Below are 11,337 nucleotides of genomic sequence, written 5' to 3' on the forward strand. Positions count from 1 at the left end.
TTCCGGGTTCCGGCCACGTTCTGTATCAGCCATTGATACGCGCGGACGACGCCCGATCGCCGTCTGAGAGAATTGGTTCGTGATCTCCCGAATCGATCTGCGCGGCGACGCCCTCCCCGACGGGCCCGCCCTGCGCGACCTGCTGCCCCGAGCCGACTTCGACGTCTCGGCCGCCCTGGAGAAGGTGCGTCCGATCTGCGAGGCCGTGCATCATCGGGGCGACGCGGCGCTGATCGACTTCGCCGAGAAGTTCGACGGCGTGCGGCTGGAGTCGGTGCGGGTCCCGGCCCAGGCCCTCAGCGACGCGCTGGAGCAGCTCGACCCGGCGGTGCGCGCGGCCCTGGAGGAGTCCATCCGGCGCGCCCGGCTCGTCCACCGCGAGCAGCGCCGTACGACCCGCACCACGCAGGTCGTGCCCGGCGGTTCGGTCACCGAGAAGTGGGTGCCGGTCGACCGGGTGGGGCTCTACGCGCCCGGCGGACGGTCGGTCTACCCGTCCTCCGTGATCATGAACGTGGTCCCGGCCCAGGAAGCGGGCGTCGGCTCCGTCGCGCTCGCCTCGCCGCCGCAGGCGGACTTCGGCGGTCTGCCGCACCCGGCGATCCTCGCCGCCTGCGCACTGCTCGGCGTCGACGAGGTCTACGCCGTCGGCGGCGCCCAGGCCGTCGCGATGTTCGCCCACGGCACCGAGTCCTGCGCCCCCGCCAACATGGTCACCGGGCCCGGCAACATCTGGGTCGCCGCCGCCAAGCGCTACTTCGCGGGCAGGATCGGCATCGATACGGAGGCCGGTCCCACCGAGATCGCCGTCCTCGCGGACGAGACCGCCGACCCGGTGCACGTCGCCGCCGACCTGATCAGCCAGGCCGAGCACGACCCGCTGGCCGCCGCCGTCCTGGTCACCGACTCCGTCACGCTCGCGGACGCGGTCGAGAAGGAACTCGAACCGCAGGTCGCGGCCACCAAGCACATCGAGGACCGGATCGCCCCGGCACTGGCCGGACGGCAGTCCGCGATCGTCCTCGTCGACGGCGTCGAGGAGGGGCTGCGGGTCGTGAACGCGTACGGCGCCGAGCACCTGGAGATCCAGACGGCGGACGCGGCTGCCGTGGCCGACCGGGTGCGGAACGCGGGCGCGATCTTCGTCGGACCCTGGGCGCCCGTCTCCCTCGGCGACTACGCGGCCGGCTCCAACCACGTGCTGCCGACCGGCGGTTGCGCCTGCCACTCCTCGGGACTCTCCGTGCAGTCCTTCCTCCGGGGCATCCACATCGTCGACTACACCCGCGACGCCCTCGCCGACGTGGCGCATCACGTGGTGACGCTGGCGGAGGCGGAGGACCTGCCCGCGCACGGCGCGGCGGTCAAGGCAAGGTTCGGTTGGAAGGTGCCCGGCAAGTGAGCTTCGGAATCGACGATCTTCCCGTACGGGACGAACTGCGCGGCAAGTCCCCTTATGGCGCGCCCCAGTTGGACGTCCCCGTACGGCTGAACACCAACGAGAACCCCTACCCGCTCCCCGAGGCGCTGGTCGAGCGGATCACCGAGCGCGTCCGCGAGGCCGCCCGCGACCTCAACCGCTACCCCGACCGGGACGCGGTCGAGCTGCGCACCGGGCTGGCCGACTACCTGACGAAGACCGGCAATCACCGGGTCGGCGTCGAGAACGTGTGGGCGGCCAACGGCTCCAACGAGGTCATCCAGCAACTGCTGCAGACCTTCGGTGGCCCCGGCCGTACGGCCATCGGCTTCGAGCCGTCCTACTCGATGCACTCGCTCATCGCGCGCGGCACGGGGACGGGCTGGATCTCCGGCCCGCGCAACGAGGACTTCACCATCGATCTCCCCGCCGCCGAGCGGTGGATCGCGGAGAACAAGCCGGACGTCGTGTTCATCACGACCCCCAACAACCCCACGGGCAACGCCGTCCCGCCCGGGACGGTCCTCGCGCTGTACGAAGCGGCGCAGGCCGCCAAGCCGTCCATGGTGATCGTCGACGAGGCGTACATCGAGTTCAGTCACGGCGAGTCGCTGCTGCCGCTGCTCGAAGGTCGGCCGAATCTCGTCGTCTCGCGGACGATGTCGAAGGCGTTCGGGGCGGCCGGGCTGCGCCTCGGCTATCTCGCCGCGCACCCGGCGGTCGTTGACGCCGTCCAACTCGTACGGCTGCCCTACCACTTGTCGGCCGTCACCCAGGCGACCGCGCTGGCCGCCCTGGAGCACACCGACACACTGCTGGGGTACGTCGAGCAGCTGAAGTCCGAACGGGACCGGCTGGTGGGCGAGTTGCGGGCCCTCGGCTGCGAAGTCGTCGAGTCCGACGCCAACTTCGTGCAGTTCGGCCGGTTCGCGGACTCCCACACCGCATGGCAGGCGATCCTCGACCGGGGCGTCCTGGTCCGGGACAACGGCATCCCGGGGTGGCTGCGGGTCTCCGCCGGAACCCCCGAAGAGAACGACGCGTTCCTCGACGCGGTCCGTGAGTTGATGAAGGAGCAGAGCACATGAACCGCGTAGGACGTGTGGAGCGGACGACCAAGGAGACGTCGGTCCTCGTCGAGATCGATCTCGACGGCCACGGCAAGGTCGACGTGTCGACAGGAGTCGGCTTCTACGACCACATGCTCGACCAACTCGGCCGGCACGGTCTGTTCGACCTCACCGTGAAGACCGAGGGCGATCTGCACATCGACTCGCACCACACCATCGAGGACACCGCCCTCGCCCTCGGCGCCGCCTTCAAGCAGGCGCTCGGCGACAAGGTCGGCATCTATCGGTTCGGCAACTGCACGGTCCCGCTGGACGAGTCCCTCGCCCAGGTGACGGTGGACCTCTCCGGCCGCCCGTACCTCGTGCACACCGAGCCCGAGAACATGGCGCCGATGATCGGCGAGTACGACACCACGATGACCCGGCACATCCTGGAGTCCTTCGTCGCCCAGGCCCAGATCGCGCTGCACGTGCACGTGCCGTACGGGCGCAACGCGCACCACATCGTGGAGTGCCAGTTCAAGGCGCTGGCCCGCGCCCTGCGGTACGCCTCCGAGCGCGACCCGCGCGCGGCCGGCATCCTCCCCTCCACGAAGGGCGCGCTGTGACCAGCCTGTCGAGCCTCCTCATCGTCGTCGGGCTCTTCCTCCTCGGCGGGGTCTACTCCTTCGTCAAACAGAAGATGCCGCGCCAGCTCATCGTGCTGATCTCCATCGCCGCCGCGATGTGTCTGGTGGCCGGGGTCATGAGGCTGGAGGTGTGGAATTGAGCGCAGCGAAGAAGGTAGTTGTTTTCGACTACGGCTTCGGAAACGTCCGTTCCGCCGAGCGCGCCCTCGCGCGCACGGGTGCCGAGGTCGAGATAACGCGTGACTACGACAAGGCCATGAACGCGGACGGGCTGCTGGTGCCCGGCGTCGGGGCTTTCGCCGCCTGTATGCAGGGGCTCAAGGAAGCGCGCGGCGACTGGATCGTCGGCCGCCGACTGGCCGGCGGGCGCCCGGTGATGGGCATCTGCGTGGGCATGCAGATCCTGTTCGCGCGCGGCATCGAGCACGGCGTCGAGACCGAGGGCCTGGACGAGTGGCCCGGCTCGGTCGAGCCCCTGCAGGCCGAGATCGTGCCCCACATGGGCTGGAACACCGTCGACACCCCGGCGGGCTCCCAGCTCTTCGCCGGCCTGGACGCCGACGCGCGCTTCTACTTCGTGCACTCCTACGCCGTCCACGACTGGTCCCTCGAAGTCGTGAACCCGGCGATGCGCGCCCCCCTGGTGACCTGGTCGACGCACGGCAAGCCCTTCGTGGCCGCCGTGGAGAACGGCGCCCTGTGGGCCACCCAGTTCCACCCCGAGAAGTCCGGCGACGCCGGAGCGCAGCTGCTCACCAACTGGATCGGAACCCTGTAGACCATGGCCAAGCTCGAACTCCTCCCCGCCGTCGACGTCCGCGACGGCCAGGCCGTCCGCCTCGTCCACGGCGAGTCCGGGACCGAGACCTCCTACGGCTCCCCCCTGGAGGCCGCCCTCGCCTGGCAGCGCTCCGGCGCCGAGTGGCTGCACCTCGTCGACCTGGACGCCGCGTTCGGCACCGGCGACAACCGCAAGCTCATCGCCGAGGTCGCCGGCGCCATGGACATCAAGGTCGAGCTGTCCGGCGGCATCCGCGACGACGACACCCTCGCCGCCGCCCTCGCCACCGGCTGCACCCGGGTGAACCTCGGCACCGCCGCGCTGGAGACCCCGGAGTGGGTCGCCAAGGTCATCGCCGAGCACGGCGACAAGATCGCGGTCGGCCTCGACGTACGTGGAACGACCCTGCGCGGACGCGGCTGGACCCGCGACGGCGGCGACCTCTACGAGACCCTGGACCGCCTCAACTCCGAGGGCTGCGCCCGGTACGTGGTCACCGACATCGCCAAGGACGGCACCCTCCAGGGCCCCAACCTGGAGCTGCTGCGCAACGTCTGCGCGGCGACCGACCGCCCGGTGGTCGCCTCCGGAGGCGTGTCGTCGCTCGACGACCTCCGTGCCATCTCCGAGCTGGTACCCCTGGGTGTGGAGGGCTCCATCGTCGGGAAGGCCCTCTACGCGAAGGCGTTCACTCTGGAAGAGGCCTTGGAGGCGGTGGCCCGGTGACCGAGCTACGACGCGTCATGACCGGCGCGCCCTGGGAGGACGCCTTCGGCTACTCCCGCGCGGTGGAGCTGCCGAACGGCCTGGTGCTCATCTCCGGGTGCACGTCGATAGTGGACGGCGAGATCGCCGGGGGCGGTCCCTACGAGCAGACGGTCAACGCGTTCAACGTCGCGTTCGCGGCGCTGGAACAAGTGGGTCTCGGTCCCGCCGATGTGGTGCGCACCCGTATGTACATCACCCACGCCCGGGATGTGGAGGACGTGGGCCGCGCACACAAGGAGCTGTTCGACGCGATCCGGCCTGCCGCGTCCATGATCATCGTGTCCGGCTTCGTCGACCCCAGCCTGGTCGTCGAGGTCGAGGTGGAGGCCTACCGGGACCCGGCCGCGCCGCGCGGAGAGGGCTCGTCATGACCCTCGCCGTACGCGTGATCCCCTGCCTGGACGTCGACAACGGCCGGGTCGTCAAGGGCGTCAACTTCCAGAACCTGCGCGACGCGGGCGACCCCGTCGAGATGGCCAAGGTCTACGACGCCGAGGGCGCCGACGAGCTGACCTTCCTGGACATCACCGCTTCCTCCGGCAACCGCGAGACGACGTACGACGTGGTCCGCCGCACCGCCGAGCAGGTCTTCATCCCGCTCACGGTCGGCGGCGGCGTCCGCACGGCCGAGGACGTGGACAAGCTGCTGCGGGCGGGCGCGGACAAGGTCGGCGTCAACACGGCGGCGATCAACCGGCCGGAGCTGATCAAGGAGATCGCGGAGCGGTTCGGACGGCAGGTCCTGGTCCTGTCGGTGGACGCGCGGAGGACTGACAGCGGGTCCTTCGAAGTGACCACCCACGGCGGTCGCAAGGGCACCGGCATCGACGCCGTCGAATGGGCGCACCGGGCCGCCGAGTTGGGCGCCGGGGAGATCCTGCTCAACTCGATGGACGCGGACGGCACCAAGGACGGCTACGACCTGGAGATGATCGCGGCCGTCCGCAAGCACGTGACCGTGCCGGTCATCGCCTCCGGCGGCGCCGGCAAGCTGGCCGACTTCCCGCCCGCGGTGGCCGCGGGCGCGGACGCGGTGCTGGCGGCCTCCGTCTTCCACTTCGGCGATCTGCGGATCGGCGAGGTCAAGCAGGCGCTGCGGGAGGCGGGGCATCCCGTCAGGTGATGTCTTCGGAGGTGTTGTAAGCCCCGGCCGCCTGGTGGTCGGGGCTTACTTGCGGGTCCCTTTCGCGGCTGAACCCGGCCCGCGGCGGGCCGAGCTGCCCCACTGACCTCTCAGATCCCCAGCTGCTTGGCCTCCTGGAGCTTGGCGATCGCGTTCTCGTCGCCGTCCAGCTCCACCTTGGCCACGCTCTGCCGGCCGTGCGCGAACAGCAGCAGCTCCGAGGGCTCACCGGTCACCGTGACGACCGGCGCCCCCTTGTGGGCGACCGCCGTCTGCCCGTCCGGGCGGCGCAGCACCAGCCCGGTCGGCGCGCTCCGGCCCACCAGCCGGGCCATGCGCTCCAGCCGCGACCACAGGGCGTCCTGGAACACCGGGTCCAGCTCGCGCGGCGTCCACTCGTCCTGTGCCCGCCGTACGTCCTCGGTGTGGACGTAGAACTCGACCGTGTTGGACGCCTCGTCGAGCTGCTTGAGCTGGAACGGCGAGAAGCGCGGCGGGCCGGTACGGATCAGCTGGATCAGCTCCTCGTACGGCTTCGCCGCGAACTCCGCCATCACCCGGTCCAGACGCGGTGCGAGCTGCTTGATCATGATGCCGCCGGCGGCGTCCGCGCGGCCCTCCCGCACCACCACGTGCGCGGCCAGATCACGGGTCCGCCAGCCCTCGCAGAGGGTCGGGGCATCCGGGCCCGTCGTCTCCAGGAGGTCGGCGAGAAGAAGTCGTTCACGCTTGGCGAAGGTCGACATACCGTCAGCCTACGACCGCCCACCGGGTCCGCACAGTGGACGTCGACCTGGGTTGTCGGTGCCGCGCGGCACAATGGCCCCATGACCAGCGCGCCCCAGTCCAGTCGCCTCGATCCCGAGATCGCCGCCCGCCTCAAGCGGAGCGCCGACGGGCTCGTCCCCGCCATCGCCCAGCAGTACGACACCGGTGAGGTGCTGATGCTCGGCTGGATGGACGACGAGGCGCTGCACCGCACCCTGACGACCGGCCGCTGCACCTACTGGTCCCGCAGCCGCCGGGAGTACTGGGTGAAGGGCGACACCTCCGGCCACTTCCAGCACGTCAAGTCCGTCGCCCTGGACTGCGACGCCGACACGGTCCTGGTGAAGGTCGACCAGATCGGCGCCGCCTGCCACACCGGCGCCCGCACCTGCTTCGACGCGGACGTGCTGCTCAAGGAAGAGCCAGTTGACGCGAGCCTTCTTAAAGAAGGCGCTGATTCCAGCACCGCCGTCTCGGATCAGTAGGGTCAGCCGCCATGGACCTTGACACGTTCCGCAAGCTGGCCACCGACCGTCGCGTCATCCCGGTCACCCGCAAGCTCCTCGCCGACGGCGACACCCCGGTCGCGCTCTACCGCAAGCTCGCCGCGGAGCGCCCCGGCACCTTCCTCCTGGAGTCCGCGGAGAACGGCCGCTCCTGGTCCCGGTACTCCTTCGTCGGCGTCCGCAGCGCCGCCACCCTCACCGCCCACGACGGCCAGGCCCACTGGCTCGGCACCCCGCCCGTCGGCGTCCCGGTCGACGGTGACCCCCTCGCCGCCCTGCGCGCCACCATCGACACCCTGCACACCCCCCACCAGGAGGGCCTGCCGCCCTTCACCGGCGGCATGGTCGGCTATCTCGGCTACGACATCGTCCGCCGCCTGGAGAAGATCGGCCCCGGCGAGCGGGACGACCTCAAGCTCCCCGAGCTGACCATGCTCCTCACCAGCGACCTCGCCGTGATGGACCACTGGGAGGGCTCGGTCCTGCTGATCGCCAACGCGATCAACCACAACGACCTCGACACCGGCGTCGACGAGGCCTACGCGGACGCCGTGGCCCGCCTCGACGCCATGGAGGCGGACCTCTCCCGCGCGGTGGCCCAGCCGCCCGCCCAGCTCCCGCCCTCCGAGCTTCCGGAGTACACCGCGCTGTGGGGCGGCCCCGACTTCAAGGAGGCCGTCGAGGACATCAAGGAGCGCATCCGCGCGGGCGAGGCATTCCAGGTCGTCCCCTCCCAGCGCTTCGAAACCCCGTGCACGGCAAGCGCGTTGGACGTGTACCGGGTGCTGCGCGCGACCAACCCGTCCCCGTACATGTACCTGTTCCGCTTCGACGGCTTCGATGTGGTCGGCTCGTCCCCCGAGGCCCTCGTCAAGGTCGAGGACGGCCGTGCGATGGTCCACCCCATCGCCGGCACCCGGCATCGCGGCGCCACCCCGCAGGAGGACCAGGCCCTCGCCGACGAACTCCTCGCCGACCCCAAGGAGCGCGCCGAACACCTCATGCTGGTCGACCTCGGTCGTAACGATTTGGGACGCGTCTGCGAGCCCGGCTCGGTCGAGGTCGTCGACTTCATGTCGGTGGAGCGCTACTCCCACGTGATGCACATCGTCTCCACGGTCACCGGCCGAGTGGCCCCCGGCCGCACCGCCTTCGACGTCCTCACCGCCTGCTTCCCGGCCGGCACCCTCTCCGGCGCACCCAAGCCCCGCGCGATGCAGATCATCGACGAACTGGAGCCCTCCAGAAGGGGGTTGTACGGCGGCTGCGTCGGCTACCTCGACTTCGCGGGCGACTCCGACACCGCCATCGCCATCCGTACGGCCCTCCTCCGCGACGGCACGGCCTACGTCCAGGCGGGCGCCGGCATCGTCGCCGACTCGGACCCGGAACTGGAGGACCAGGAGTGCCGCAACAAGGCGGCGGCGGTCCTCCGCGCCGTGCACACGGCGAACCGGCTCGGGCAATAGGACGAGGGTCATATGAACCCCGGGTGACGGTTCGCCCGGGGTTCGAGCGATAGTGGACTACGTGACTGCAGCTGTTCCTCACCCCCGTTCCGAAGGCGAAGGCCCCGCGCGCGCCGGCCGCCGCAGCCTCGCCGTAGCGCTGATGAGCGGTGCGCTCGGCGCGGCCGTGGCGCTGCTGGCCACCCGTCAGCGCTGGTCGGAGGGGATCGCGACGGTGGCGGGCGACCCGTTCCCGCTGTCCGCCAAGGGCAGCGACGTCACGGGTGTGCCCGCGGCGCTCGCCATAGTGGGCCTCGCCGCGCTCGTCGCCGTCTTCGCCGTCCGCAGGACGGGCCGCTTCGCGGTCTCCGCCCTCCTCGCGCTCTCCGGCGCCGGAATCGTCGCCGCCGCCCTCCTCGGCGCCTCCGACAGCTCCGCGCTCGACGACAAGGCCACCCAGGCCTCCGGCGGCACCTCGTCCGCCGTACACGCCTTCGCCCACACGGCCTGGCCCTACGTCGCCGCGGTCGGCGGCGGCCTGATCCTGCTGGCCGGCCTGCTCGCCCTGCTCTACGGCCGCCGCTGGCCCGCCATGTCCGGCCGCTACGAACGCAACGGCACGCCTCGCCCCCGGCGGACTCCCGTGGTGGACCCCGACCGTCCCGAGGACATCTGGAAGGCTCTCGACCGGGGCGAGGACCCCACGGGGGCGTAGCCCTCTTCTGGGAGATCCGCCGACGCGCGAGTGCCCCACCCCGAAGCACCGCACACGCACGCGTGCGGAACAATGAACCCTGAGCGTCTGCTCACACACGCACACGGCAACGAGGAGCACGTCATGGCGGGCAACAGCCACGGTCACACTTTGGCCGCCTGGACCGGTACCACCATCATCTTCATCGGTTTCTTGGTCGCGGGTGCCTTCATGGTCATGGCGCAGCCGATCGGCTTCTGGGCCGGTATGGCGATCACGGTCGTCGGCGGCATCGTCGGCTGGGTCATGAGCGCGATGGGAATGGGCATGCCCAAGGACCGTCCCCAGGACCTGACCGAGCTGCTCGGCAAGACGGCGCACGCCGACAGCTGAGCCGTAGCTGTTGTCAGCCACCACTTCGTGGAGGGGCGGTCCCGGGCACACCGGGGACCGCCCCTCACGCGCGCGTGCCGCACGAAGGGGCCAGGGGGCACAATGCGAGACGTGAACGCCGACAGCCGGAGCATGCCGAAGACGCGCACCCCCGGTTCCGCCTCCGTGCTGAACCGCGTAGCCGTGCCCGCCGGAGTCCTCGCGGCCGTCGCCGGAGCCTTCGCGTACGTCGGCACGGTCGACCCGAACCAGCCGGGCCACTACCCCGTCTGCCCCCTGTACCGCTTCACCGGCCTGTACTGCCCCGGCTGCGGCGGACTGCGCAGCGCGCACGAGTTCATCCACGGCGACTTCCTCGCCGCTCTCCAGGACAACGCGATCGCCGTGGTGGGCTATCTGGCCTTCACGGTCGTATGGACCGTCTGGGTGGTCCGCGCGGCGCGCGGTCGGCCGGTGCGGATCGATCTCGGCAGGGTCCCGCTCTGGACTCTGGGCGCATCGGTGCTGGTCTTCACGGTTGTCCGGAACCTGCCGTTCGGTGGCTGGCTACACCCTTGATCAACCGACCGATGTCCAGGTACTGGGACCGGCGTCAACCGGATGCGAGGCCTACGCCTTCCTCCGGATACCATCGAGGTCAGATGTGACCATTGCTTTTCCACCGTCCGGAAGGGGGCCGCTCGCGTGAGTGTGCTCGACGAGATCATCGACGGAGTCCGTGCCGACCTGGCGGAACGGCAGGCGCGCGTCAGCCTCGACGAGCTCAAGGAGCGCGCGGCGAAGGCTCCCGCTGCCAAGGACGGTGTCGCGGCCCTGCGCGGCGACGGCGTCAAGGTCATCTGCGAGGTCAAGCGCTCCAGCCCCTCCAAGGGCGCGCTGGCCGCGATCGCCGACCCGGCGGGCCTCGCGGCGGACTACGAGGCGGGCGGCGCCGCCGTCATCTCCGTCCTCACCGAACAGCGCCGTTTCGGCGGCTCCCTGGCCGACCTGGAGGCCGTCCGCGCCCGCGTGGACATCCCGGTCCTCCGCAAGGACTTCATCGTCACGTCGTACCAGCTCTGGGAGGCCCGGGCCTACGGCGCCGACCTCGCCCTGCTGATCGTCGCGGCCCTGGACCAGCCCGCCCTGGAGTCCCTCATCGAGCGCGCCGAGTCGATCGGCCTCACGCCGATCGTCGAGGTCCACGACGAGGACGAGGTCGACCGCGCGGTCGACGCCGGCGCGAAGATCATCGGCGTCAACGCCCGCAACCTCAAGACCCTTGAGGTCGACCGCGCCACCTTCGAGCGAGTGGCCCCCGAGATCCCGGCCCACATCGTCAAGATCGCCGAGTCCGGAGTCCGCGGCCCCCACGACCTCATCGCCTACGCCAACGCGGGCGCCGACGCGGTCCTGGTCGGCGAGTCCCTGGTCACCGGCCGCGACCCCAAGTCCGCGGTCTCGGACCTGGTGGCGGCGGGGGAGCACCCCGCACTGCGCCACGGCCGCAGCTGATCAGCCGGTAGAGTTTCCCGCGATGACTCCGACGACCTCTCCCACGGACCGGTACGCCCGCCTGGCGCGCGGCTGCCGCCCTCGTGGTTGCCGTGCGCCCGCACGCCGGGTGCACGGCCGCAGAGTCCGGTACGTCATCGGAGATGAGCCGGGGCAAGTGAACGGCATGCGATGGCAGCAGGCCTTCAGGGGCGCGGGGAACTGCGCGACCAGCCCCAACGGGCCCGCAGCCGACTAACAACC

16 protein-coding genes are annotated in these 11,337 nt (G+C 70.7%); 15 read left to right on the top strand and 1 reads right to left on the bottom strand.

The window, feature by feature from the left end:
• Nucleotides 1-79 precede the first annotated feature (79 nt).
• Genes hisD through hisF form a run of 8 tightly spaced genes read left to right on the top strand, consistent with a single transcriptional unit; the run spans nt 80 to nt 5,791 of the window.
• Nucleotides 80-1,402 (top strand): histidinol dehydrogenase, encoded by a 1,323-nt coding sequence (gene hisD, locus OC490_RS23280; protein ID WP_262059915.1) that lies wholly within the window; start codon nt 80-82, stop codon nt 1,400-1,402.
• Nucleotides 1,399-2,508, top strand: coding sequence for a histidinol-phosphate transaminase (locus OC490_RS23285; protein WP_262059916.1), 1,110 nt, complete (start codon nt 1,399-1,401; stop codon nt 2,506-2,508). The genes hisD and OC490_RS23285 overlap by 4 nt, the downstream gene beginning before the upstream one ends.
• Nucleotides 2,505-3,098, top strand: coding sequence for an imidazoleglycerol-phosphate dehydratase HisB (gene hisB / locus OC490_RS23290; protein WP_043675308.1), 594 nt, complete (start codon nt 2,505-2,507; stop codon nt 3,096-3,098). Before OC490_RS23285 ends, hisB begins: the two co-directional genes overlap by 4 nt.
• Nucleotides 3,095-3,259 carry a hypothetical protein gene (locus OC490_RS23295; protein WP_200811998.1) on the top strand — a complete coding sequence of 55 codons (165 nt, stop codon included), beginning with the start codon at nt 3,095-3,097 and terminating at the stop codon, nt 3,257-3,259. The genes hisB and OC490_RS23295 overlap by 4 nt, the downstream gene beginning before the upstream one ends.
• Nucleotides 3,250-3,897, top strand: a complete 648-nt coding sequence (hisH, locus tag OC490_RS23300) for an imidazole glycerol phosphate synthase subunit HisH (RefSeq protein ID WP_262059917.1) — start codon at nt 3,250-3,252, stop codon at nt 3,895-3,897. Before OC490_RS23295 ends, hisH begins: the two co-directional genes overlap by 10 nt.
• A 3-nt stretch (nt 3,898-3,900) precedes the next feature.
• Nucleotides 3,901-4,626: a bifunctional 1-(5-phosphoribosyl)-5-((5-phosphoribosylamino)methylideneamino)imidazole-4-carboxamide isomerase/phosphoribosylanthranilate isomerase PriA gene (gene priA, locus OC490_RS23305; protein WP_262059918.1), complete on the top strand. Its 726-nt coding sequence runs from the start codon at nt 3,901-3,903 to the stop codon at nt 4,624-4,626.
• Nucleotides 4,623-5,039 (top strand): RidA family protein, encoded by a 417-nt coding sequence (locus OC490_RS23310; RefSeq protein ID WP_262059919.1) that lies wholly within the window; start codon nt 4,623-4,625, stop codon nt 5,037-5,039. The genes priA and OC490_RS23310 overlap by 4 nt, the downstream gene beginning before the upstream one ends.
• Nucleotides 5,036-5,791: an imidazole glycerol phosphate synthase subunit HisF gene (gene hisF / locus OC490_RS23315; protein ID WP_262059920.1), complete on the top strand. Its 756-nt coding sequence runs from the start codon at nt 5,036-5,038 to the stop codon at nt 5,789-5,791. The genes OC490_RS23310 and hisF overlap by 4 nt, the downstream gene beginning before the upstream one ends.
• 110 nt (nt 5,792-5,901) lie before the next feature.
• Here hisF and OC490_RS23320 read toward each other — a convergent pair whose 3' ends face one another.
• Nucleotides 5,902-6,537: a TIGR03085 family metal-binding protein gene (locus OC490_RS23320; RefSeq protein WP_262059921.1), complete on the bottom strand. Its 636-nt coding sequence runs from the start codon at nt 6,535-6,537 to the stop codon at nt 5,902-5,904.
• Between the two features lie 81 nt (nt 6,538-6,618).
• Between OC490_RS23320 and hisI the strand changes: the two genes are divergently transcribed.
• The 7 genes from hisI to trpM all read left to right on the top strand — a co-directional run bounded on the left by hisI (nt 6,619) and on the right by trpM (nt 11,332).
• Nucleotides 6,619-7,044: a phosphoribosyl-AMP cyclohydrolase gene (hisI, locus tag OC490_RS23325; RefSeq protein ID WP_262059922.1), complete on the top strand. Its 426-nt coding sequence runs from the start codon at nt 6,619-6,621 to the stop codon at nt 7,042-7,044.
• Between the two features lie 11 nt (nt 7,045-7,055).
• Complete coding sequence (locus tag OC490_RS23330; protein ID WP_262059923.1) at nt 7,056-8,534, top strand: anthranilate synthase component I; 1,479 nt, start codon at nt 7,056-7,058, stop codon at nt 8,532-8,534.
• A gap of 52 nt (nt 8,535-8,586) precedes the next feature.
• Complete coding sequence (locus OC490_RS23335; RefSeq protein ID WP_262059924.1) at nt 8,587-9,228, top strand: TIGR02234 family membrane protein; 642 nt, start codon at nt 8,587-8,589, stop codon at nt 9,226-9,228.
• Nucleotides 9,229-9,351: 123 nt separating this feature from the next.
• Nucleotides 9,352-9,600 carry an HGxxPAAW family protein gene (locus OC490_RS23340; RefSeq protein ID WP_200686555.1) on the top strand — a complete coding sequence of 83 codons (249 nt, stop codon included), beginning with the start codon at nt 9,352-9,354 and terminating at the stop codon, nt 9,598-9,600.
• Between the two features lie 102 nt (nt 9,601-9,702).
• Entirely contained in the window at nt 9,703-10,158 is a 456-nt protein-coding gene (locus tag OC490_RS23345; RefSeq protein WP_262059925.1) for a DUF2752 domain-containing protein, read from the top strand.
• 126 nt (nt 10,159-10,284) lie between these two features.
• The gene (gene trpC / locus OC490_RS23350) at nt 10,285-11,094 is read left to right on the top strand and encodes an indole-3-glycerol phosphate synthase TrpC (protein WP_262059926.1); all 810 of its coding nucleotides are present in this window, start codon (nt 10,285-10,287) and stop codon (nt 11,092-11,094) included.
• Nucleotides 11,095-11,116: 22 nt separating this feature from the next.
• Nucleotides 11,117-11,332: a tryptophan biosynthesis modulator TrpM gene (trpM, locus tag OC490_RS49580; protein WP_410098871.1), complete on the top strand. Its 216-nt coding sequence runs from the start codon at nt 11,117-11,119 to the stop codon at nt 11,330-11,332.
• The last annotated feature ends 5 nt before the right edge of the window (nt 11,333-11,337 follow it).

Origin of the sequence: Streptomyces sp. STR69, from assembly GCF_024519455.1 — a bacterium.
Classification (GTDB): Bacteria; Actinomycetota; Actinomycetes; order Streptomycetales; family Streptomycetaceae; genus Streptomyces.